The sequence below is a fragment of the Micromonospora sp. NPDC003241 genome (assembly GCF_053589795.1).
On sequence record NZ_JBSFSO010000001.1, the window covers coordinates 196815 to 220069 of the forward strand.

20 protein-coding genes and 1 pseudogene are annotated in these 23255 nt (G+C 74.0%); 9 read left to right on the forward strand and 12 right to left on the reverse strand.

Translation table 11 applies throughout. From position 1 onward, the window contains the following. Positions 1-5 precede the first annotated feature (5 nt). A complete protein-coding gene (locus ACWDVW_RS00970) occupies positions 6-617 on the reverse strand; it encodes an NADH-quinone oxidoreductase subunit B (protein WP_449943162.1) in 612 nt (203 codons plus the stop codon). A gap of 135 nt (positions 618-752) precedes the next feature. Here ACWDVW_RS00970 and ACWDVW_RS00975 point away from each other — a divergent pair, with 135 nt between their 5' ends. Both ACWDVW_RS00975 and ACWDVW_RS00980 read left to right on the forward strand, forming a co-directional pair. Further along, on the forward strand, positions 753-1307 hold the full coding sequence (locus ACWDVW_RS00975) for a SigE family RNA polymerase sigma factor (protein WP_449943164.1): 555 nt from the start codon (positions 753-755) through the stop codon (positions 1305-1307). Next, the gene (locus tag ACWDVW_RS00980; protein WP_449943167.1) at positions 1304-2500 is read left to right on the forward strand and encodes a hypothetical protein; all 1197 of its coding nucleotides are present in this window, start codon (positions 1304-1306) and stop codon (positions 2498-2500) included. Before ACWDVW_RS00975 ends, ACWDVW_RS00980 begins: the two co-directional genes overlap by 4 nt. A gap of 58 nt (positions 2501-2558) precedes the next feature. Here ACWDVW_RS00980 and ACWDVW_RS00985 read toward each other — a convergent pair whose 3' ends face one another. From ACWDVW_RS00985 to ACWDVW_RS00995, 3 genes are read right to left on the reverse strand one after another with little or no spacing between them, the layout of a single operon-like run. Then, positions 2559-4034 carry a pyridoxal phosphate-dependent decarboxylase family protein gene (locus tag ACWDVW_RS00985; RefSeq protein WP_449943170.1) on the reverse strand — a complete coding sequence of 492 codons (1476 nt, stop codon included), beginning with the start codon at positions 4032-4034 and terminating at the stop codon, positions 2559-2561. Beyond that, complete coding sequence (locus ACWDVW_RS00990; RefSeq protein ID WP_449943173.1) at positions 4031-5494, reverse strand: MFS transporter; 1464 nt, start codon at positions 5492-5494, stop codon at positions 4031-4033. Before ACWDVW_RS00990 ends, ACWDVW_RS00985 begins: the two co-directional genes overlap by 4 nt. A 32-nt stretch (positions 5495-5526) precedes the next feature. Continuing rightward, the gene (locus ACWDVW_RS00995) at positions 5527-5841 is read right to left on the reverse strand and encodes an MGMT family protein (protein WP_350692940.1); all 315 of its coding nucleotides are present in this window, start codon (positions 5839-5841) and stop codon (positions 5527-5529) included. A 13-nt stretch (positions 5842-5854) separates the two neighbouring features. On the opposite strand from ACWDVW_RS00995, the gene proB reads away from it, so the two are divergent. After that, on the forward strand, positions 5855-7012 hold the full coding sequence (gene proB, locus ACWDVW_RS01000; protein ID WP_449943176.1) for a glutamate 5-kinase: 1158 nt from the start codon (positions 5855-5857) through the stop codon (positions 7010-7012). Positions 7013-7106: 94 nt separating this feature from the next. Further along, a complete protein-coding gene (locus tag ACWDVW_RS01005; RefSeq protein WP_449943179.1) occupies positions 7107-8351 on the forward strand; it encodes a glutamate-5-semialdehyde dehydrogenase in 1245 nt (414 codons plus the stop codon). Between the two features lie 131 nt (positions 8352-8482). Here the strand turns inward: ACWDVW_RS01005 and ACWDVW_RS01010 are convergent, their stop codons facing one another. From ACWDVW_RS01010 to ACWDVW_RS01035, 6 genes and pseudogenes are all read right to left on the reverse strand, one after another. Next, entirely contained in the window at positions 8483-9355 is an 873-nt protein-coding gene (locus ACWDVW_RS01010) for a prenyltransferase/squalene oxidase repeat-containing protein (RefSeq protein ID WP_449943509.1), read from the reverse strand. A gap of 102 nt (positions 9356-9457) precedes the next feature. Beyond that, positions 9458-10709 (reverse strand): annotated as a pseudogene (moeZ, locus tag ACWDVW_RS01015) (adenylyltransferase/sulfurtransferase MoeZ). A 63-nt stretch (positions 10710-10772) separates the two neighbouring features. Continuing rightward, positions 10773-11591, reverse strand: coding sequence for a DUF3152 domain-containing protein (locus tag ACWDVW_RS01020; protein WP_449943181.1), 819 nt, complete (start codon positions 11589-11591; stop codon positions 10773-10775). Positions 11592-11651: 60 nt separating this feature from the next. After that, entirely contained in the window at positions 11652-12608 is a 957-nt protein-coding gene (locus ACWDVW_RS01025; RefSeq protein WP_449943184.1) for a DUF3152 domain-containing protein, read from the reverse strand. Positions 12609-12613: 5 nt separating this feature from the next. Further along, on the reverse strand, positions 12614-13588 hold the full coding sequence (locus ACWDVW_RS01030; protein ID WP_449943187.1) for an alpha/beta fold hydrolase: 975 nt from the start codon (positions 13586-13588) through the stop codon (positions 12614-12616). Between the two features lie 23 nt (positions 13589-13611). Next, positions 13612-16491, reverse strand: a complete 2880-nt coding sequence (locus tag ACWDVW_RS01035; protein ID WP_449943189.1) for a hypothetical protein — start codon at positions 16489-16491, stop codon at positions 13612-13614. A 145-nt stretch (positions 16492-16636) separates the two neighbouring features. On the opposite strand from ACWDVW_RS01035, the gene ACWDVW_RS01040 reads away from it, so the two are divergent. After that, positions 16637-17275, forward strand: a complete 639-nt coding sequence (locus ACWDVW_RS01040) for a TetR/AcrR family transcriptional regulator (protein WP_350692955.1) — start codon at positions 16637-16639, stop codon at positions 17273-17275. Positions 17276-17338: 63 nt separating this feature from the next. After that, complete coding sequence (locus ACWDVW_RS01045) at positions 17339-17569, forward strand: DUF3107 domain-containing protein (protein WP_350692957.1); 231 nt, start codon at positions 17339-17341, stop codon at positions 17567-17569. Between the two features lie 3 nt (positions 17570-17572). Here the strand turns inward: ACWDVW_RS01045 and ACWDVW_RS01050 are convergent, their stop codons facing one another. Next, positions 17573-18226, reverse strand: a complete 654-nt coding sequence (locus ACWDVW_RS01050) for a ferritin-like fold-containing protein (protein ID WP_449943193.1) — start codon at positions 18224-18226, stop codon at positions 17573-17575. A gap of 358 nt (positions 18227-18584) precedes the next feature. Between ACWDVW_RS01050 and ACWDVW_RS01055 the strand changes: the two genes are divergently transcribed. The 3 genes from ACWDVW_RS01055 (at position 18585) to ACWDVW_RS01065 (ending at position 22155) form a co-directional block, all read left to right on the forward strand. After that, positions 18585-20321 (forward strand): DEAD/DEAH box helicase, encoded by a 1737-nt coding sequence (locus tag ACWDVW_RS01055; RefSeq protein WP_449943195.1) that lies wholly within the window; start codon positions 18585-18587, stop codon positions 20319-20321. A 144-nt stretch (positions 20322-20465) separates the two neighbouring features. Further along, on the forward strand, positions 20466-21620 hold the full coding sequence (locus ACWDVW_RS01060) for a class I SAM-dependent methyltransferase (RefSeq protein ID WP_449943198.1): 1155 nt from the start codon (positions 20466-20468) through the stop codon (positions 21618-21620). Between the two features lie 118 nt (positions 21621-21738). Next, entirely contained in the window at positions 21739-22155 is a 417-nt protein-coding gene (locus tag ACWDVW_RS01065) for a helix-turn-helix domain-containing protein (protein WP_350692964.1), read from the forward strand. Here ACWDVW_RS01065 and ACWDVW_RS01070 read toward each other — a convergent pair. Further along, positions 22152-23153: a hypothetical protein gene (locus ACWDVW_RS01070; protein ID WP_449943201.1), complete on the reverse strand. Its 1002-nt coding sequence runs from the start codon at positions 23151-23153 to the stop codon at positions 22152-22154. The two genes, ACWDVW_RS01065 and ACWDVW_RS01070, sit on opposite strands and share 4 nt — an antisense overlap. Positions 23154-23255: the final 102 nt, after the last annotated feature.

Consider the following 23255-nt stretch of genomic DNA (forward strand, 5'->3'; position numbering starts at 1 on the left):
GCGTTTCAGGAGGTCGGAGGCCGTACCGGCGGGGCGGTGAGGGAAGCCGCGTCGCGCGGTGGCGCGCCCTCGGCGGGCCGCGCGTCGGCCGATGGCGCGCCGGCTGCGGGCGGCGCGTCGGTCGGCGGGGCGAGCAGGTCGGGACGGGATACGCCGCCGATGCCGGACTGCTCGGCGGCGATCTTCTCCTGTAGGCGGAGGATGCCGTGCAGCAGCGCCTCCGGCCGGGGCGGGCAGCCCGGCACGTAGACGTCGACCGGGATGAGCTGGTCGACACCCTTGGTCACCGAGTACGAGTCCCAGTAGGGGCCGCCGCAGTTGGAACAGGCACCGAACGAGATGACGTACTTGGGCTCGGGCATCTGGTCGTAGAGCCGCTTGATCGCCGGGGCCATCTTGTCGGTGACCGTGCCGGAGACCACCATCAGGTCGGCCTGGCGGGGCCCGTGCGCGAACGGGATCACGCCGAGGCGCATGAAGTCGTGCCGGGACATGCTGGTCGCGATGAACTCGATGGCGCAGCAGGCCAACCCGAAGTTGAAGACCCAGAGCGAGTAGCGCCGACCCCAGTTCAGCACGAACCGGATCGGCTCGCCGAGCACCGCTGGTAGCTGCACCTCGGCCTCCCTCGTCTGTCCCCGATGTGACAGTCAATCACAGCACCGAAGCCGCCGACCTCCGCAACCCTCGCCCGTGCCGCAGCGTGTGATCGGACATCGAGCGCCGACACTGGTCCGGGACGGGGAGGAAGCATGATGGTGAGCAGGACGCCTCGGCTCGGGGAGCCACCTCCGGACGAGGCGGAGGAGCCGCCGCCACCGGCCGAGGGGATCGGCTTCGACGAGCTCTACCACAATCACTTCCGGTCCCTGACCCTCCAGCTCGCCGCGTACTGCGGTGACCTTCCGCAGGCGCAGGACCTGGTCCAGGAGGCGTTTTGTCGGGCGTACGCCCGCTGGTCGCGGGTGTCGCGGTACGACGATCCGGTGGGCTGGGTACGCCGGGTCGCCTGGAACCTCGCCACCAGCCGCTGGCGGCGGGTACGGACCGCGCAGTCCTGGTTGCGTCGGCAACGGCCGGAGCACGTGGCGGGACCGGGGCCGGACCGGGTGGCGCTGATCGCCGCCCTGGCCCAACTGCCTGCCGCCCAGCGCCGCGCGATGGTGCAGCACTATCTGGCGGATCTCAGCATCGCGCAGATCGCGGAGCAGGAGGGGGTACCGGTGGGCACCGTCAAGTCCTGGCTGCACCGGGGACGGGCGGCACTGGCCGCGCAACTCAACGACAACAGGGCGGTGAGCTCATGACCGAGTCCGAGGAGATCCTGGTCAGCAACGAGTTCGACGCGTTCCGTTCGGAATACGGCCCCGCGGTGCGGCCGGCGGGGACGGACGCGGTTCGGCGCACGGTGCGCCGACGGCGGCGGGTGGCGGTGGCCGTCGCGGCGGCGGCGGTGCTCTCCGTCGTGCTGCCGGTCGGCGCGTACGCGGGATTGAACCGCACCGGCCCGGCTCCGACGCCGGGGCAGACCGGCGAGCCGTCCGCCCCGCCGACCCCGTCGGGGTCGCCGACGCCGTCGGCGACCCCGAGTTCGGCACCGACCACCACCGGTTCCCGCACCGACGGGCCGGACGGCCGGATCAGCCGGACCCAGCTCCTCGCGGCCCGTGTCGACCTGCCCGACTGGTCGTCGTCCGTCCCGCCGACCTGCACCACGGACGGCGTCCGGCTGCGCGAGCCGGACCAGGAGAGCCGGCCGGAACTCGGGGACGGCATCCACCACGGCGACGTCGACGGGGACGGCGGCACCGACACCGTCGCCCTGGTCGCCTGCCGGCTCGGGGAGGCGCTGGACAAGCAGGTGGTCGCCTTCTCCCGGGACGATGCCGGCCGGATCGTCACCCTCGGCCAGGTGGTGGGCACCCGGGAGGGGCTGGACGACATCACGGGTGTCGCGCTGACCGCCGACGGCAGGGTCCGGGTGGAGGTGGCCGACATCCAGCCGTGCTGCGGGGTGCCCGACTGGTGGCCGCAGAAGCAGTGGCGGACGTACGCCTGGAGTGGCGGAGGTTTCGACCAGACGGCGGGGCCGACGAGGTTCGAGGTCGACCCCCGGCTGACCGATCTCACCCTGAGCGCGGACGAACTGGTGCTCGACCCGCCCGACGCCGACGGCGACCGGTACGCCTCGGTCACCGTCACGGTGACCAACAAGGGGCCGGTGGACGTGCCCCGGCTCGGTTTCGACAACCTCTCCACCATCGGCGAGCCGGCCGGCGGTGACCTGTCGGAGTGCCGGACGGTGCAACCGTACGAGTCCTGCTCGCTGGACGGGCTCGCCGCAGGCTCGCAGCGGAGCTTCACCTTCCGGTTCCGGCTCGACGCGACGTGGGGGGAGGTGACACCGAGCCTGCTGGTCGAGCACCTCGACGAGCAGGACCGGAACTGGCCGGACCGGAAGCGGTCGGACAACTCCGTCACACTGCGGACGAGCCGCTGAGCGCGGGCGTGGCGGCTCCGGCCGTCACGCCCACCGCCCGCGCAGCGCGACGCCCGGCCTACCAGGTCGGGCGTTGCAGCAGCCCGACGAACTCCACGAGCAGCCGCTCCCGCAGCCGCACCGGGGCGGCGTCGAGCAGGGTGTTAACCACCGCCATCCGGTCCGGCGGGCCGGCCCGCCCGGCCAGGTCGAGCCCCTCGGCCAGCCCGGCGACCAGCTCCGGGGTGAGCGCCTGCGGGGTGAGGCTGCCGGCGAGCCCCAGCAACTCCGGTGGCAGCACCACCGGGCCGGCGGCTCGGGCGGCGGCCGCCGCCTCGGCCAGGGCCGGTCCGAACTCCGCCACCCGGGAGGCCACCGCCGCGGTCACCGTCAGGTGCACGCTGCGCGGCAGTCCGGCGTACGCGAGCTGCGGCTGGGTGTGCCAACCACGCGCGGTCAACTCGTCGACCAGGACGAAGAGGTCGAGCGCCGGGTCGGTCGAGGTGAGGCAGACGACGGTCGACTCCGGCTCGGCCACCAGCCGGAGCCCGTCGACGCCGCGCACCGCGTCGGCCAGCACCCGCACCGCGTCCCGGGTCCGGCGGGCCAGTTCCAGGTAGCCGTCGTCGCCGAGGTGCCGCAGGGTGGCGTACGCGGCGGCGATCGGGCCGCCGGACCGGGTGGAGGAGATCACCGGGTTGACCATCGTGTACCCGGGCCAGTCGGCGTACGCGAAGTACTGCGGCGCGCGCAGCCCGGCATCGCGGTGCAGCAGCACCGAGACGCCCTTCGGCGCGTACGCGTACTTGTGCAGGTCCACCGAGATCGAGGTGACCCCGGCGACGGCGAAGTCGAACGCGGGCACGTCGACGCCGAGACGACGCAGGTACGGCAGGGTCCAGCCGCCGAAGCAGGCGTCCACGTGGCAGCGCACCCCGGCGGTGGCCGCCGTCTCGGCGATCTCGGCCACCGGGTCGACCACGCCGTGCGCGTACGAGGGGGCGGAGCAGACCACCAGCACGGTCTCCGGCCCGATCGCGGCGGCCACGTCGGCGACCGAGGGCCGGAGCGTGGCCGGGTCGACGGGGACGGTGTCGAGCGCCACCCGCAGGTAGTGGGCGGCCTTGGCGAACGCGGCGTGGGCGCTGGCCGGCACCACGATCCGGGGAGCGGTGATCTCGGGCCGGGCGTCACGGGCCGCCTTGACGGCCAGGATCAGCGACTCGGTGCCGCCGCTGGTGACACTGCCGACCACCTCCGGCGCGCTCGTGCCGGGTCCGCCACCGAGCACCCGTGCCGCCGCGCCGACCAGCGCGTTCTCCATCGCCAGCAGCGAGGGGAAGGCGGTCGGGTCGAGCCCGTTGACGTGCGCGCTCTCGGCGTACGCGGCGGCGGTCAACTCGTCCAGCCCGGCGACGGCGGGGTCGTACACGTACGCGAACAGCCGTCCGCCGTGCGTCGGCCGGTCGGCCTCCCGCAGGCTGCGGATCTCCGCCAGCACCTGTTCCGCCGGTACGCCGTGCGTCGGCAGCGCCGACCCGCTCTCGTCGATCATGGAGTAGTGGTGCCCTTTCCGTGGTTCTCGACGGCATTCGTCCCCACCACAACTCCATGATCGGCGCCGGAGTCGCGGGGAGCGTCGGGGGCGTCGGGGGCGTGGGAGGGGTGGAGGGTGGCCAGGAGGGTGGGGGTCAGGTCGTAGGGGCGGAGCAGCAGGGTGGCCAGGCCGATCAGCAGGGCCGGGAGGAGGGTGAAGCCGAGCAGGACGCCCAGGCGGGCGGTGTCGGACTGGACGGCGGCGGTGCCGGTGGTGGAGGAGACGTAGCCGGTGAGCGCGAGCACCAGACCGAAGACGCCCGGCCCGAGCGCCAGGCCGAAGGTCTCGCCGGCCGTCCACAGGCCGGTGAAGACGCCCGCCTGCCGTCGGCCGGTGCGCGCCGTGTCGTACGCGATACAGTCCGGGAGCATGGCCAGCGCGAACACCTGCTGACCGGCGTACCCGACGCCGAGCATCGCCACCAGCAGATAGACCACGACGGCGGGCAGCACCGGCGCGGCGACCAGCGCCAGTCCACCGGTGGCCAGGATCAGCGAGGCGGCCACCAGCGCGGCCAGCTTGCCCAGCCGGGCGCCCACCCGCGACCACAACGGCATCACCACCAGCGCCGGCCCGACGAAGCAGAGGAAGAGCAGCGTCGGACCGGTCGTCGGGTCGCGCAGGATCTGGTCCGCGAAGTACTGCACCCCGGCGAGGATCGTGGCCACCCCGGCGGACTGCACCACGAAACAGAGCAGCAACGCCCGGAACGGTCGGTTGCGACCGGCGACGGCGAGCTGGGCCCGCAGACTCGGCTCGCTCTCCCCGACCGAGCCCTGCGGAGCCGACCGGGTGCCGAGGAACGCGCCGACGGCGCCCACCGCGATCAGCGCGGCCACGAACACACCCATCCAGCGGTGCCCCGGCACGCCGCCACCGGCCGCGTCGCGCACCAGCGGGGCCACCGCACCGGCGACCAGGATGGCCAGCGCCAGCACCGCGATCCGCCAGGTCATCATCCGGGTACGTTCGGCGTAGTCGTCGGTCAGCTCGGCCGGCATCGCCACGTACGGCACCTGGAAGAAGGCGAACGCGGTGGCCGTGGCCAGGAAGGCGATCGCCACGTACGCCCCGGCGGCCGGTCCGGCGCCGAACGGCGCGGCGAAGATCGACCCGAACAGCACGGCCAACGCCAACCCGCCGACGAGCAGGTACGGCCGTCGGGCCCCCCATCGCGACCGGGTCCGGTCGGAGATCCGCCCGGCCACCGGGTTGACCAGCACGTCCCACGCCTTCGGCAGCAGCACCAGCAGGGCCGCCACCCCGGCGGCCACGCCGAGCGTGTCGGTGAGGTACGGCAACAGCAACAGCCCCGGCACGGTGCCGAAGGCTCCCGTGGCCAGCGAACCGAGTGCGTACCCGGCGTGCACCTTGCGCGGCAACCCGGCCGCCCCTGACCCACCCGGCGACGCGTTCATGGCGCCGAATGTTACTCACGTTATGGCGCGGGTCACATCCCCTCTCCGGGCTGCCACTGCGCCGCGCGCATGTCGACCCGGCCCGCGCGCAGCGGCGTACCCTCGCTCAGCCAACGGGCCCGCGCCTCGGCGACGAGGCGGGGCGGCATCGTGCCGGTGGCGTTGACCACGCGGTGCCAACCGACGGCCCCACCGTGCCGCGCCATGATCGATCCGACCAGTCGGGCGGAGGCCCGTCCGGAGCGCTCGGCGAGCGCGTCGGCCACCCCGCCGTACGACATCACCCGGCCCGGCGGTATCCGGTCGACGAGTTCCAGTACCGCCTCGACGTACTCGTCTGGTGTCACAAGCGGCCAGACTATGGGAAGGCCGCCGGGCCGTACCGCGCCGACCACGCAGAATAGGCGGGTGCGAGACGCGGTAACGGCGGCCCGGCGGGTCGTTGTCAAGATCGGTTCCTCCTCGTTGACCACCGCCACGGGCGGTCTGGACGACGGGCGGGTGGACGCGTTGGTCGACGCCCTCGGGTCACGGACGGCCGACGGACGTGAGGTCGTGCTGGTCTCCTCCGGCGCGATCGCCGCCGGCCTGGCCCCGCTCGGGCTCTCCCGGCGACCACGGGACCTGGCCACCCAGCAGGCCGCCGCGAGCGTCGGCCAGGGCCTGCTGATCGGGCGGTACGCCGCCGCCTTCGCCCGGCACGGCCGGACCGTCGGGCAGGTGCTGCTCACCGTCGACGACGTGACCCGACGGGCGCACTACCGCAACGCGTACCGCACCCTGCGCAAGCTGTTGGATCTGCGGGCGGTGCCGATCGTCAACGAGAACGACACGGTGGCCACCGAGGAGATCCGTTTCGGCGACAACGACCGGCTGGCCGCGCTGGTGGCCGCGCTCGTCGACGCCGATCTGCTGGTGCTCCTCTCCGACGTCGACGCGCTCTGGACCGGTAACCCGTCGCGCCCCGGCGCCCGCCGGATCGCCGAGGTACGCGACGAGTCGGACCTGGCCGGAGTCGACATCGGCGGTGCCGGGCGGGCCGGAGTCGGCACCGGTGGCATGGTGACCAAGGTCGAGGCGGCCCGGATCGCGACCGGATTCGGCATCCCGGTGGTGCTGACCTCCGCACCGCAGGCCCTCGCGGCGCTGGCCGGTGAACCGGTCGGCACGTTCTTCCACCCCAGTCTCAGCCGCCCGGCCGCGCGGCTGTTCTGGCTGGCACACGCCACCGCGCCCCGGGGACGGCTGCACCTCGACCCGGGCGCGGTCGCTGCGGTGGTGGGCCGCCGCAAGTCGCTGCTGCCGGCCGGGATCACCGCCGTGGACGGGGCGTTCACCGCCGGTGACCCGGTCGACCTGGTCGACACCACCGGTGCGCCGGTCGCCCGGGGACTGGTCAACTACGACGCGGTCGAACTGCCGGGTCTGCTCGGCCGGTCCACCTCGGACCTTGCCGCGGCGCTCGGTCCGGCGTACGAACGGGAGGTCGTCCACCGCGACGACCTGGTGTTGCTGTGAGCGGACGATCCGCCGGCGTGAAGTGATTGCAGGGGGCCCTTCCTATGCACGAGGCGTTAACAGGGGGCCCTTCCTTACATCGAAGGAGCGTGTAATGAGCGTGAGCGAGCAGGCCCGGCGGGCACGTACGGCGGCGGAGGCGCTGGCCGTGGCGACGCGTACGGCCAAGGACGCAGCGCTGCACGCGATGGCCGACGCGCTGGTGGCGCGTACGCCGGAGATCCTCACCGCGAACGAGGCGGACCTGGCGGCCGGGCGGGAGGCCGGGCTGAGCGCGGCCGTGCTGGACCGGCTCGCCCTCGACGAGTCCCGGGTGGCCGGCATCGCCGACGCGCTGCGCCAGATGGCCGGGCTGCCCGACCCGGTGGGTGAGGTGGTCCGTGGCTCCACCCTGCCCAACGGTCTGGAGCTGCGGCAGATCCGGGTGCCGTTCGGCGTGGTCGGGATCATCTACGAGGCCCGGCCGAACGTGACCGTGGACGCCGCCGGCATCTGCCTCAAGTCGGGCAACGCGGCGCTGCTACGCGGTTCCTCGTCCGCCGCGCACTCGAACGCGGCGCTGGTGACGGTGCTGCGGGACGCCATCGACGGTGCCGGACTGCCCGCCGACACGGTGCAGTTGCTCGACGCCGCCTCGCGCGACTCGGTCAAGGAGCTGATGCGGGCCCGGGGCCTGGTGGACGTGCTGATCCCGCGCGGCGGCGCGTCGCTGATCCGGACCGTGGTCGAGGAGTCGACGGTGCCGGTGATCGAGACCGGGGTGGGCAACTGCCACGTCTATGTGGACGCCGCCGCCGACCCGGTCAAGGCCGTCTCGATCGCGCTGAACGCCAAGACGCAGCGACTGTCCACCTGCAACACCGCCGAGTCACTGCTGGTGCACCGGGAGGTGGCGGACGCCGTACTGCCCCCGATGCTGGCGGCGTTCGCCGAGGCCGGGGTGACGGTGCACGGCGACGCCCGGACGGCGGCGTACTCGGACGCGGTGGTCGCCGCGACCGACGAGGACTTCGCCACCGAATACCTCTCGGCCGACATCTCGGTGGCCGTGGTCGACTCGCTCGACGCGGCGGTGGCGCACATCCGGCGGTACGGCAGCGGCCACACCGAGGCGATCGTCACCGACTCGCAGTCGGCCGCCCGGGAGTTCGTGGCCCGGGTGGACTCGGCGGCCGTGATGGTCAACGCGTCGACCCGGTTCACCGACGGCGGCGAGTTCGGCTTCGGCGCCGAGATCGGCATCTCCACCCAGAAGCTGCACGCCCGTGGCCCGATGGGCCTGCCGGAGCTGACCAGCACGAAGTACGTGGTCACCGGGGACGGTCACCTGCGGAGCTGACGCCGACGGCGGCCGGAGGTCATGCCCGGCACGGCCAGCGGCGGTCGGAGCCACGCCCGGCACGGCCGACGGCGGTCGGAGGTCACGCCCGGCACGGCCAGCGGCACCAGGACGGCCCGCGCCAGGCCGGATCAGCGGAAGGCGCGGATCACCGCCAGGGTGGCGTGCACGTCGAACTGGTGCCCGTCGTCGCTGCTCCAGCCGCCGTCGCTGCGTTGGGTCTCGGTGAGCCGGCGACGGGCCGCGACCATGGTCCACTCCTGCTCGTCGACCTCGACCCGACGCAGGGTGGAGGCGAGCCAGGCGGCGTCGGCCGGGGACGCCTCCGGCATCCGCTCGGCGAGCAGGGCCTTGATCCGCGCGGACTCGTAGAACAGCTGCTGCCGGTGCAGGACCGCCGCGCTCAGCCAACCGGCGGCCAGGAAGGACGGCCAGCTCCCGTCGGGGCGCAGCTGCGCGGCGAGCGCCTGCCCGGCGGCGTGCACCACCCCGGCGTACGCGCCGCCGACCCGGTGGTCCAGCGGCCCGGCGGCGCGGGCGTCCAGCCCGGCCACGGTGAGCCAGAAGGCGGCGTTGGCGGTCAGGTAGAGCCGCGCCTCCGGGCTGCCCGGCCGGGCCCACTCGGGGGCGGTCTCGGCCAGCGCCGGATCCTCCTCCCAGCAGCCGTCCCGCTGCTGGCCGGCGGCGAGCCAGTCGAGCGCGCGACGGGCGGCCGGGCGACCCAGCGCACCGAGGTCGTCCAGCTCGGCGAGACGGAAGCAGGTGGCGTCGACCGAGGCGACCGGGTCGCCCCAGGAGGCGGGCCAGCCGCCGCCCGAGGTCTGGCCGATCTCGGCACTGTCCAGCGTCTCCGGTGGCGGCGGCGTGCCGGTGCGCAGCCAGGAGAGGCGGGCACGTTCGACCGTGTCCCCGTGTGCCACCACGAACCCGATCGCGGCGTCGATGTCGACCACGGCGGTCACGCTACCGGCGGAAACATGATCCCGCCTCGGTACAACGGGCAGGTGGGACCGGCCGTCGGCCGGGTGGCGTGACCGGCCGTCGACCGGGTGTTAGCAGGGGTCCCCTGCTATACCTGAGGCGTTAGCAGGGGACCCTTCCTTACATCAGTACGCGGGCAGGGAGGGATCGATCTGCTTGATCCAGGAGAGCACGCCGCCCTGGACGTGCACGGCGTCCCGGAAACCGGCCGCCTTCACCGCGGCGAGCGCCTCGGCGGAGCGGACCCCGGACTTGCAGTGCAGCACGATCTGCCGGTCCTGCGGGAGCTTGGACAGCGCCTCGCCGGAGAGGAACTCCCCCTTGGGGATCAGCGTCGCGCCGGGGATGCGGACGATCTCGTACTCGGCCGGCTCCCGGACGTCGACCAGGAAGATGTCCTTGCCGGCGTCCTGCCACTCCTTGAGCTCAGCGGCGGTGATCGTCGCGTCGACGGTCGCCTCCTGGGCCTCCTCGGAGACCGCCCCGCAGAAGTCCTCGTAGTCCTCCATCAGGTCGGTCAGGGTGGCGTTCTCGCCGCAGAGCACGCAGTTCGGGTCCTTGCGGACCTTGATCTTGCGGTAGCTCATCTCCAGGGCGTCGTAGACCATCAGCCGGCCGACCAGCGGCTCACCGATGCCGGCGAGCAGCTTGATCGCCTCGTTGACCTGGATCGAGCCGATCGAGGCGCAGAGCACGCCGAGCACGCCGCCCTCGGCGCAGGAGGGCACCATGCCGGGCGGCGGGGGCTCCGGGTAGAGGCAGCGGTAGCAGGGGCCGTGCTCGGCCCAGAACACCGACGCCTGGCCGTCGAACCGGTAGATCGACCCCCAGACGTACGGCTTTCCGAGCAGCACCGCCGCGTCGTTGACCATGTACCGGGTGGCGAAGTTGTCCGTCCCGTCGACGATCAGGTCGTACTGGGCGAAGATGTCCCGGACGTTGTCCCGGTCCAGCGCGGTGTTGTGGATCTCGACGTTGACCAGCGGGTTGATCTCGCGGATGCTCGCCGCGGCGGACTCGGCCTTGGACCGGCCGATGTCGGAGACCCCGTGGATGATCTGCCGTTGCAGGTTGGACTCGTCGACGGTGTCGAAGTCGATGATGCCGAGCGTGCCGACACCGGCGGCGGCCAGGTACATCAGCGCGGGCGAGCCGAGACCACCGGCGCCCACACAGAGCACCCGGGCGTTCTTCAGCCGCTTCTGCCCGGTGACTCCCACGTCGGGGATGATCAGGTGACGGGAGTAGCGGCGGATCTCGTCAACGGTCAGCTCGGCGGCAGGCTCGACGAGCGGGGGCAACGACACGGTGGACTCCCCGGGATCGATGTGGCGGTCAACCGAGCCATTGTTGCTCGCCGCCCCACCCGCCGACCATGAGCAGCGACACGTCGCCCGGCATGCGGGAGCGGGAATAACCCGGATCGGGTGACGGCCGAGGTCAGGTGGCCGGGTCGCCGACGTACCGGACGCCGTCGAGGAAGGGCCAGGCGTACGCCAGGCAGCCGTCCAGGCCGTACGTCTGCTGCTGCATCACCGGTGCCGGTCGGCCCGGGCCGGGGCACGTCTGGTGTCCCTCGCCGAACTCGTGGCCCACCTCATGGTTGATCACGTAGGCCCGGTACACCGCCAGCGGCGCCCCGTAGTCGGGTACCGCCTCCGCCCAGCGCGCCAGGTTGATGATCACCTGTCCGGGCAGCCGGCACGAGGTGTAGCCCTCGGTGGTCAGGCCACCGGTCGCGCACATCGCCTCGGAGGTGGCCGGGGTGGCCAGGTAGACGGTGAAGTCGGCGTACTCCGGGTCGTCGATCCGGCGTACCCGCAGCTCCCCCGAGCCGATCCAGCTGCGCGGATCGGCGAGCACCGCGTCGACCTCGGCGGCGAAGGCGTCCGGGTCCCGGCCGGTGCCCTGCTCGACGGCCACCCGGTAGTACACGACCGGGCCGTCCAGGCCGTGCACCGGGGACTGGCCGCCGGCCGCCGCGAAGCTGCCCGCGCCCACCATCGGGTACGCGGCTCCCGGTTGCGCGGTCGTCGTGTCGTACGTCCGGCCGGCCGGTGCCGTGCCGGTCGAGCGGTCCTCGGCCGGGGCGATCCGCAGCACGAGCGTGACCGCCAGGGCCAGCACCACCGAGAGGGTCACGGCCAGCCGACGTCGACGCCGCCGGGCCGCCGGACGGTGCCGTGGCGGCCCCTCCGGCCGGGATTCCGGCGGATCGTCCGGCAGCCCGGGGCGGCCGTTGAGGGGCGAAGGCGGCATGACGCCATCGTCGCACTATAACCGGGCATATCGGCGCATTACCGTGCGGTCGGCTCACTTTTACAGTGGCGGACCGGCGTACCGCTTCCCGTCCAGGTACGGCCAGGGATTGGCCACGCACCCCTTGAGGAAGAGGGTCTGCTGCATCATCACCGGGGCCGGTTCACCCCGCCCTGGACAGCGCTCGTGGCGGTTGCCCAGCTCGTGCCCGACCTCATGGTTGATCACGTACGCGCGATAGACCGAGAGCGGCACCCCGGCCTCGACGAAGTGCGGCACCGACTGCCGCCACCGGTCCAGGTTGATGATCACCTTCCCGGGTGCGCGGCACGAGGTGTAGGGACGGCCTCCGACCCGGATGTCGACCCCACCGGCGGCACACATCCGACCCGCCGTGGTGGCCGTGGCCAGATAGACGGTGAAGTCGTACCGGGAGGCGGTCTCCACCTGCCGCAACCGCAGTCGCCCGCTGTCCACCCAGCTCCCGGGGCCGGCCAGCGCCGTCCGCACCGCCAGCGCGAACTCACCCGCGTCCACGCCCGCACCGGACTCCACCGCCACCCGGTACCGCCGGGCGTCACCGGCCGTACCCAGCACCGGCCCGGTCCGGTCGTCGTAGTCGAACCGGCCCGGCCCGGCCGACGGAACCGGCCCGGACTCCCGCAACACCGGCTCGGGCGACGGGACGACCGCCGACGGCGACACGGGTACGGACGACACGGGTACGGGCGACACCGAGGGCGACACGTATTCGGATGGCGGCGAGGGCGACACGTGTTCGGGTGACGGCGAGGGCGGCACCACCGGCGGGGACGTCACCGCCGCCACCTCGTCGGCGGAACCGGCCGAGGGCCGGGTCCCGCCGGCCACCAGCGCCGCGCCCGCCCCGAGCGCGACCACCAGCACGGTCAGCCGGCGCACCACCGCACGCCGCGACGTGGTGGTCGTGACCGACTCCGGCGAGCGGCTGTGTCGGCCGGTGGCGTGCGACCGTCGACGACCACCAGGACTGCGCATTCGCGTCATCCTGCCAGGTCGGACCGCCCGGACCCATTGACCGACTCGGTAAGAAGCCCGACCACGGCCCGCGCCACCACACGCGGCACCTCCAACTGCGCGACGTGACCGACGCCGTCGAGCATCAGCAGCCGACTGTCCGGGATCACCCGCGCGGTCTGCGGTGCCACGCGTACGTCGACCAGCCGGTCCTGCCGGCCGCCCACCACCAACGTGCGGGCTTGCACCGAACGGGCCATCCGCCACAGCGACCCCGACCCCGGCAGGTACGACCGCAGGAAGCTGGAGACGATCCCCCGGAACGTCCGCACGTACGCGGCGGCGTAGTGGGTCGCCTCGTACCGCACCCGGATCTCCTCCACCGCCTCCTGCCGGCGCTGCTCGGAGATCCGGCTGAGGTCGGCCACGCACGCCTCCATCGTCTGCTGCGCCATCACCTCCGGCGCGAACTGGGCCAGCCGCCAGGCGGCCAGCCGCTCGGCGCGGGGGATCGCCAGCAGCGGCAGCATCCGACCCTGCAACGACCGTCGGAAGTCGAGGAACGGCAGGGCCGGCGACACCAGGGTCAGCGTGCGCACCAGATCCGGCCGCAGCGCGGCCACCCGGACCGAGATCGCCCCGCCCAGCGAGTTGCCGAACAGGTGCACCGGGCCCCGGTCGGAGTACTCGATCCACCGGATCACCCGGTCCGCGAAGGACGGCACGGTGTAGCGCAGGCCCGGCTCGCTGCGCCCGAACCCCGGCAGGTCGATCGCCTGGCCGTCGAGGCGGTCGGCGAGCAGGCCGGCCAGGTCCGTCCAATTCTGCGAGGACCCGCCCAGGCCGTGCACGTACAACGCCGGCTCCGCGTCCGGGCCGGTGGCCGGCGTCTCCCGGACGTAGGTCACCGTGCCGTCCAGGCGTACCTGCCGACCCGGCCAGGGCGGCGGCATCGAGGGCGCGGGCAACAACCGATCGGGCCAGAGGGTGGCAGGCTTCACCACTCCAGTCTGCCCCGAACGGCTCAGGCCAGCAGAGCCTCCAACCGTCGGTTCACCGCGGCCAGGCTGGCGCGCACCACCGCCTGCCGGGGGTCGCCGGCCACCAGCGCGGACCCGGCCAACTGCTCGACCCATCCGTCGCAGACCAGCAACACCACGACGGTGGCCACCTCGCAGTTGCCGAACGGCACCACGGCGGCGTGCTCCACGAAACAGCGTCCCCGCTCGGCGGTGGGGTCGGCGCTGCGCAACAGCTCGTCGATGGCCGCCGCGGCGGCCACCGCGCACAGCCGCAGCACGTACCCGTCGACGGCCGGACCGGTGGCGTACCCGGCGGCGCTCTGGTCCCCGGCGAGCAGGCGGACCTCGACGGTCGCGTCGAGACCGAACGTGCTGACCTGGACGTGGTCGAGCACCACCCGGGGGCCGGGCACCCCGCCGGTGTCCAGCGGCCGGGACGGCGCGGACTCGGTCGTGGTGAGCTGGCCGCCCGAGTAGGAGGCGCCGAGCGTGGCGGGGCTGCCGGTCGGGCCGGGTTCCTCGACGACGGCCCGTCCCCTCGGCGGGGCGGGCGTCGGGCGTCGGCGGCGGGCGGGCTCCGGCTCGGTCCGGGCCGGCGGGGCCTCGGTCCGGGCCCCTGCCGGGCGGGCCGGTGGGGCCTCGGTCCGGGCCCCTGCCGGGCGGGCCACCGGGCGTCGGGGCTCGGCGGGCGGACGCGACTCGCCGCCGTCGCGGGTCTCGGGAGACCGGCGGCGCACCGGCGTGGCCGGTGGTCCCGGCACTCCGCTCGGCGCGGCGGCCAGCCCCATCCGCTCCTGGAGCAGGCGGGCGACGTGCCGGCTCACCTCGGCCGGGTCGGCGCCGTCGGCCAGGTCCAGGCGCAGGCTGTGGGCGCCGGCCGGGGTCCGCCGCAGGGCCGCGTCACGGACTCCCTCCACGCCCCGCACCGCGTCGAGGATCGCGTTGACGTCGAAGCCCTCGGGCCGCTCACGCAGCGGCGCCGGTTCGTCGTCGCGACGCAGATGGGTGGCGATCCGGGCGAGTTCCGGGGTTTCGGCGGGTGGGTCCACGGCTGGCGGCTCCGGCACGACGGGCACGTCCGGCTCGGCGGGGACGCGCTGCGGCAACACCGCCGAGGTGCCGTCCAACGACCGGTCGCCAGGCGTTTCGAGGTCGGGGGCGGATCGGCGGGCCGCGTAGGGGGCAGCGCTCGTCGGGGCGGGCGCGGACGGGGTGCGTTCACGGTGCGTGGGCACGTCGGACGCCCGGGCTCCGGGCGCCGGCTCGGTCGGGGCCGGGGCGGCGGGCGGGCAGGGCGAGGCGGGCGGCGGAGCGGTCGGCCCCGGGTCGCTGGGCACCGGTCGGAGCCGGAACGGCCGGTAGGCCGGGCCACCGCCGGAGGCGCTCGCGGCCTCGGTGACCGGCGGCGTGGACGGCTCGGGTGGAGTCGTCTCGCGTGGTCCGGCCGGTGTGGCGGCCGGTGGCGCGCTGGCCGGGCCGAGCGCCCAGGGCAGGCGGTCGTCGGCGGGCGGCGGACCACCCACGCGCGCCCCCCAGGGCAGCCCCTCCTCGGTGCGGGCGCCCCAGGGCAGACCCTCGTCGGTACGCGCACCCCACGGCAGACCCTCGTCGGCCGGAGCAGCGCTGACCGGGCGGGCTCGCCAGGAGGCGCGCTCGTCGGCGGGGACACCGCTGACCGGCGAGGCCGACCAGGCGGGCGGCTCGTCGGCGGGCGCGCCGCTCACCGGCGACGTCGACCAGTGCGGCCGCTCGTCGGCCGCCCACGCGGGGCGCTCCCGGGCCGGTGGCGCGGCGGTCGGTTCGCCGGGCTCCCGCACGGGACGCCCGTCGACCGGCGGCGCACTGGTCGGCGCGGCGGCCCACGAGGGCCGGTCGGTGGACTCGGGCGATTCGGCCGGGGTACGCGGCGCGACGGCCTCCGGCCGGGTCGGCTCGTACGGCCGGGGCCGCTCGACCGGCACCGGCTGGTAGGGACGGGTCGGCTCGGCCCGGACCGGCTCGTACGGCCGGCTCGGTTCGCTGGACCAGCTCTGCCCCGGGGTCTCCCGCCCACGTCGGCCGCTCTCGTCCTCACCGCGCGCCCAGGACGGCGCCCAGTCGCTCGGCGGGCCGGATCGGGCCCAGCTCGGCCGCTCGTCGTCGGCGGGATCGGCGTCCGCCGTCCAGCCGCCGCGTCGACCGGTCCCCGGTGGCGGCCAGCCGGCGTGGTCGGCGCCGTACCCATGGTCGCCGGACGGCCCGGAGGTGTCGGCGGGATGGGACGGACCGGTCGACTCGGCCGGGTACGGCTCGTCCCAGCCGTGCGACCGGCCCCCGGCGGACGAGTCGTCCCCGGCCCGCTCGGCGGTGGGCGCGTGCACGCCGGGCGGCATCTCGAAGCCGGAGGCGGCGGTGCCGACGGGCGGCACCTGGACGGCCGGCGGTGCCGAGGTGGGCAGGCCGGAGGTCGAGGTCACCGGCTGCTCACCGGCGGGGGCGGGACGCGGCGCGGGCACCACCAGCCGGTCGTGACCGGCGTCGCCGCCGGACTCGCGCAGGCCGGGCGGGGCGCTGACCGGAGAGTACCGACCGGCGGACGTCTCGTCCTCGGGGTGCACGCCGTTGACGTGGTGTCCGTTCGTGCGCGTCGCGCGTTCCGGCTCCGGCTGGTCACCGGCGGGAGGCGGCAGGTCGGCGTAGCGTGGTGAGGCGGTCGCCCAACCGGAGGGCGACTCGGGGCGACGCCGGGGCGCGCCGAGGTCGCGGGGACCTTCCGCCCCCCACGACCAGTCGGCCGCCGACGGTGCCCACCCGTTGCCGGAACGGGCCAGGTCATCCCGCTGACCCGTCCCGTCGCCGTGCTCTCCCGGGGTGGCCGCACCGGGTTGCCCTGCTTCACTCACCGCGCGCTCCTTGGTCGCCCCCGCTGAGGCTACCGTGTGGCGACAGTGGCGATAAGTTACAGCGGCGGGCCAATTCCGCACGGGGCCATGGCGGCCCTGAGCGGTTCGGGCGAAATGCGGCCCGTCTACAGACTCGGAGGTTCCCATGACCGCTGTGGGGAACGGCGCCCAGACCACCGGCAGGCCGACCCGCCTGCCCCGTTCGGCACGCCGCAAGCAGCTACTCGCCGCTGCTCAGGAGGTGTTCGTCGCGCAGGGCTATCACGCCGCCGCCATGGACGACATCGCCGAGCGGGCCGGGGTCTCCAAGCCCGTGCTGTACCAGCACTTCCCCGGCAAGATGGAGCTGTACCTCGCCCTGCTCGACACGCACTGTGACGCAATCGTCGCCAAGGTGCACGACGCGATGGCGAGCACCGCCGACAACAAGGAGCGGGTCAGCGCGTCGGTGCGGGCGTACTTCGACTTCGTCGACCACGAGAGCGAGGCGTTCCGCCTGGTCTTCGAGTCGGACCTGCGCAACGACCCGGCCGTGCGGCAGCGCGTGGAGCGGGTCGAGCAGGGCTGCATCGCGGCGATCACCGACACCATCATCTCGGACACCGGGGTCAGCCGGGCACACGCGGAGCTGCTCGCCTCCGGCCTGGTCGGCGCCGCCGAGACGGCGGCGCAGTTCTGGCTGGCCCGAGGGCGGCAGGTGCCCAAGGCCGAGGCGGAGGCGTTGGTGGCCGCGCTGTCCTGGCGGGGCATCGCCAGCTTCCCGCTGCAAGGTGAGTCAGCCTGAACTCCCACCTTGTGATCGGATAGCCTTCGCACGGCGACCATTTCGCCCGACGGAGGAGGCACAGTGGAGGTCAAGATCGGGGTGCAGTACGCACCACGCGAGCTGGTCCTGGAGAGCGCGCAGTCGCCGGCCGAGATCGAGCAGATCGTGACCGAAGCGATGGCCAGGAGCGAGGGCGGCACGCTCTCCCTGACCGACGAGAAGGGCCGGCGGGTCATCGTGCCGGTCAGCAAGGTCGCTTACGTCGAGATCGCCGAGGCGTCCCCTCGGGCGGTGGGCTTCACCGTCCGCTGACGATCAGTTGTTGAGGCCGGCGGCGGCCATCCGCGCGGTGTGCGCGGCGGTCAGCCGCCGGAACAATCCGGGTACGTCGGTCCGCCCGTCCGCGACGATCAGGGCGGTCAACGCCCCCTGGTCGGCGGCGACCACCCGGCCCGCCTGGGACAGCGCCTCGCCGACCAGCCGCCGGGCCCACATCGACAACCGCCCGGCGACCTTCGGATCCGCCGCCACGGCGTGCCGGATCTCGGCGGCGGCGAACTCCGCGTACCGCGACTCGTGCAGCACGTCCAGGACCAGTTGCCGGTCCGGCTCCCGCAGCGCCTCGGCGGTCTCGCGGAGGAAGTCCTCGGTGATCCCGTCCCCCACGTACGCCTTGGTGACCGCCTCGGCCCAGTCCCGGGGCTCGGTCGAGTCGTGGTATCCCTGCAACGGCTCGACGTAGGCCGCCATCGCCTCCTCGACCGGTACGCCGAGCACCTCCAGCCGGTCGGCCAGCCGCCGGTAGTTCGCGATCTCGGCGGCGGCCATCTCGCCCAACGCGGCCCGACGGCGCAGGTCCGGGGCGAACCGGGCATCGGCCGCCAGACGTTCGAAGGCGAGCAATTCGCCGAGGGCCACCAGGCCGAGCAGGTCGGCGATGGGATGCTCGGGCGCGACGGGGGCGGACATCCGCGCAGGCTACCGCTCGCCGGCCCGCCCGAGAGCGCCCGACGGGACGCCGTCCGACCGGTTGACCAGGCAAGGTCGACCGCATACGTGTGATACAGCTCACACAGAAGCCCTTCCGGTGACTCTTGCCGGGCTGGAATCGGGACGGCCTCACGCCCGTTCAGGTAACATGGACGAGTTGCCGTAGGCGCCGATCCCGACCGGATTCAGATCCAACCCGGTCGACGTCCGACCCACGGCGCGCGTGCGGCCCGGTCCGCCCGGCATCTCTGCCGCCGACCGTGTGGCCCGCGCCAAAACCGAACGCGCCCTGAGGACATGATGGGGCGCACCCACGAGAGGGCACCCCCACATCCACATGAGTGAGCCGATTCAAGACCTCACAGACGGCCAGGAACTGGCCCCGACCGCCCCGGTCCGACCGGAGGCACCGACCTTCGCCGAGCTGGGCGCACGCGCCGAGACCGTCGACGCGCTGGCCGCGTCCGGCATCACCCGCGCCTTCGCCATCCAGGAGTACGCGCTGCCGATCGCGCTGCGCGGCGCCGACCTGATCGGGCAGGCCCCGACCGGCACCGGCAAGACCCTCGGCTTCGGCGTACCACTGCTGGAGCGGGTCTTCGCCCCGAACGAGGGCAGTGACGGCGTGCCGCAGGCACTCGTCGTCGTACCCACCCGTGAACTGGGCATCCAGGTCGCCAAGGACATCGCCGCCGCAGGCCGCACCCGGGGCGTCCGGGTGCTCCCGATCTATGGCGGCGTCGCGTACGAGCCGCAGGTCGACGCGCTGCGCAAGGGCGTGGAGATCCTCGTCGGTACGCCGGGTCGCCTGCTCGACCTGGCCAAGCAGAAGCACCTGCGCCTGCACGGCGTACGCGCGCTGGTGCTGGACGAGGCCGACCGGATGCTCGACCTGGGCTTCCTCGACGACGTCGAGCGGATCCTGGCGATGCTGCCGGAGGACCGGCAGACCATGCTGTTCTCCGCGACCATGCCGGACCCGATCGTGACGCTGTCCCGCCGGTTCCTGCGTCACCCGATCACGATCCACGCCGGGCACACCGCCGAGACCGGTCCGTCCCCGCAGACCGAGCAGTTGGCCTACCGCACCCACTCGATGAACAAGATCGAGATCGTCGCCCGGATCCTCCAGGCCGAGAGCCGTGGCCTGACGATGATCTTCACGCGGACCAAGCGGGCCGCCGACCGGGTCGCCGAGGACCTCGACTTCCGGGGCTTCGCGGTGGCGGCGGTGCACGGCGACCTCGGGCAGGGTGCCCGGGAGCGGGCCCTGCGGGCGTTCCGCGCCGGCAAGATCGACACTCTGGTCGCCACCGACGTCGCGGCCCGGGGCATCGACGTCAGCGGCGTGACCCACGTCATCAACTACGACTGCCCCGAGGACCAGGACACCTACACCCACCGGATCGGCCGGACCGGCCGGGCCGGGGCGACCGGTGTGGCGGTGACGTTCGTCGACTGGGACGACATGCCCCGCTGGCGGATCATCGACAAGACGCTCGGGCTGGACATGCCCGACCCGCAGGAGACGTACCACACCTCTGCGCACCTCTACACCGACCTGCACATCTCGACCGAGGTGACCGGCACGCTGCCGACCGCCGAGCGGACCCGCGCCGGGTTGGCCGCCGAGGTCGAGGAGGACCTGGGCGGCGGTCGTTCCCGCCGGGGCAGCGAGCCGCGCGGCGCCGGACGGCGCCAGGGTCGCGGTCGCGGCGAGGGCGGTGGACGCGGCGAGGGCGGTGGACGCGGCGAAGGCCGTGGTCGGGGCGAAGGCCGTGGCCGCGCCGAGAGTGGTCGCGGGCAGGGCGGCGACGCCGGGCCGGAGTCCGCCGAGACCGGAGCCGAGCTGTCCGGCGAGGCCGGCGAGGGCACCCGCACGCCGCGTCGCCGTCGGCGCCGCCGCGCCGGTGAGGTCGTCGCCGCCGGTGTCGACCCGACCAACCCGACCGAGACGGGTACTCCCGCCGAGGCCGTAGCCGGCACCGAGGGTGGCGCGGAGACGCCCCGCCCGCGCCGCCGCCGACGTCGCCGGGCCACCGCCGGCAGCTCGACCGAGGCGAGCACCGACTGATCCCGCGCCGCCCACCGGGCGGCCACGGGAGACCAAGCACCGTCATCGCGCCGACGACCCACCCGGTCGTCGGCGCGATGCCGTCAGCACCAGCCAGGGGCCGCCGATTGCGGCGTACCCACGGCCGACGTGGAAGATGGAGCGATGCCCGAACCGTTGGACTCCGCCCTGGCCGAGGTCCGCTCGATGCTGCTGGACCCCGCACTGACCCGGGCCGTGGCCGCCGGTCGCCGACGCGGCCAGCGTCCCTCCGTGGTCCGGGCCGAGTTGCGGCCGGTCGCGCTCAAGGCCGGCCCGAGGTTGCAGATCTCCACCTCCGACGGCGAGCGGCCGTACACCCGCAACGTGGCTCCCGGGCAGGAGGCGGACACGGCGGTCGAGGCGCTGCTGGCCGAGCCGTTCGGCAACTGGCACGTGGAGACCGTCGGGGCCACGCTGCAACTGCGGGTCACCAAGTCGGGCGAGGCACAGGTGCACCGCAGCGCCAGCACCCGCCCGGCCGCCGCTCCGGCCGGGCACGACCGGGCCAAGGAGTACCTGCTCGACCCCGGCGACCCGATCTTCACCGAGATCGGCGGCTCGGCGGCCAAGCGTCGGCAGGTGGACGCGTTCCTGCGGGCGCTGGCGGCGACGCTGCCCGACGAGCCGGGTCCGCTCCGCGTGGTGGACCTGGGCTGCGGAAACGCGTACCTCAGCTTCGCCGCGTACCGCTATCTGTCCGGCCAGGGTTGGGACGTCGAGCTGGTCGGCGTCGACGTACGCGACGACCAGCGCCGCCGCAACACCGCGCTGGCGCAGCGGCTGGGCTGGGCCGACCGGGTGCGCTTCGTGGCCGGCACCATCGCCGACGCGGTCGTCGAACCGGCCCCGGACCTGGTGCTCGCCCTGCACGCCTGCGACACGGCCACCGACGAGGCACTGGCCCGCGCGGTGCGTTGGGGTGCCCGGTGGGTGCTGGCCGCGCCCTGCTGCCACCACGACATCGCCGCGCAGCTCCGCGCCCGCCCGGCACCCGCCCCCTACGAGCTGCTGACCCGGCAGGGGATCCTCCGGGAACGCTTCGCGGACGTGCTCACCGACGCGTTGCGGGCCGGTCTGCTGCGGCTGCACGGCTACCGGGCGGAGGTGGTCGAGTTCGTCGACTCGGCGCACACCCCCCGCAACCTGCTGATCCGGGCACGTCATACCGGCGCCGAACCGACCGAGGCCCAACGCGCGGAGTACCGCGAGCTGGTGACGCAGTGGCGGGTCTCACCACGACTGGAGACGCTGCTCGCACCGCCGCCCGAGAAGCGTTGACCTGACTCGGTTCCGCCGTCACTGTCGTCTGGTCGATCAGTCAGTTGCTTCCGCAACTTCGCGTACTAGTCTCGAAGAACGCACCGTCGGGTGCCGGTCGGGAGGGCATACCCACCGGATGGGTTCGGCAGAGGTCTCGCCGCAGATGGCGTTCGCGCGCTTCGTGCGCCGTGCCATCGACGACGCCCGGGAGGAACGCGGCTGGACGGTCACCGACCTGGCCGGGCACACCGGGGTCGGTCGATCCACCGTCTTCCGCTGGCTGGCCGGCGACTGGCAGGACTACCCCGAGTTGGCGAAGGTACGCGGCTTCTGCGCCGCGCTGGACCTGCCGGTGGCGGCGGCCTTCCGGGCGCTCGGCCTGCCCGACGCCGGCCCCGGGCCGTGGCGGCGCGGCGACGAGGGCCCGGTCGAGGCCGACGTCCGGGTGATCCTGCAACGGCTGGCCGATCCGACCGTCCCGGCCGAGGAGAAGCACCACATCCGTGACCTGCTGCGGTACCTCGCCCGCCGACCGATCCGCCGGGCCGGCTAGCCGACGGTCACCGTGAACTCGGCGGTACGGACCTCCCCGCCGGTGGCGAAGTCCAGATAGAGGCGGTAGCGCCCCGGTCCCGGTGTGGTCAGCCAGAACCGGATCGTGCCGTCGACCAGCTCCGTCTCGGGGTGCACGTGCAGGTACCCGAGGTCACCCTCGCGCAACGCGACGAGGTGCCCGTACGCGCCGAGGTACCGCTCCAGCGTCGGGGCGGTGCCGTCCGCACCGGTGACCCGGAAGCTCAACGGCACCGTCAGCCCGGGTTCGGGGCTGCCCTGGTATCCGACGGTCCATCCGTCGACCGTGTCGGTGGTGGCCGGGGCGGGCAGGTCCCGAGGTTGGTAGGTGCCGGGGGCGACCAGGTCCACGCCGAGCGTGGTGGCGTTCTGCCGCCCGTCGTCGGCGAGCGCGGTGAAGTCGGCGTACGCCCGCCACAGGCCGGGCTGTGCCAGGGTGAGCGGCACCGACCAGGTGCCGTCCGACGCCATGGTCGGGTGCAGGTGCTGGTAGCCGCTCAGGTCGCGACGCACCACGATGACGTGCATCGGCTTGTCGTGCACGATCGCGAACCGGGTGACCGTGCGGCGCTGCCCGTCCTCGATCCGGAACCGCAGCTCGCCTTCCCGCCCGGCGGTGAACTCGGCGGACAGCGGGGCAACGGTGTAGCCGTCCCGGCTGATCGCCAGCCCACCGGCCTCGGCGGCGGCGTCCTGGTCGGCGCCGTGCGAGTGCGCGCCGACACCGGGAGCGTGGCTGTGGTCGGCCAGCGCGCTGTCCCCCGTACCGCCGAGGGCCGCCGCCGGACCGCCGCCGTTGATCCGGCCGAGCCCGAAGCCGAGCAGCACGGCCAGCACCAGCCCGCCGACCACCAGGGCCAGCCGCAGCGTGGCCCGGTCCGGCGTCGCGGAGACCCCGTCCGGGTCGCTGCCCACCGCCGGTCGCTCGGCGACCCGCACCGACCCGAACGCGGGCGCGTCGGGTTCCTGGTCAGCCATGCGCCCACCGTACCGCCGGGTGCTCCGGCGTCCCGGCGGGTCCGCCCGGTCGTGGCTCCGGTCGCACCCGCAGCCGGTCACGGTCGGGCCCGGCACGCGCGC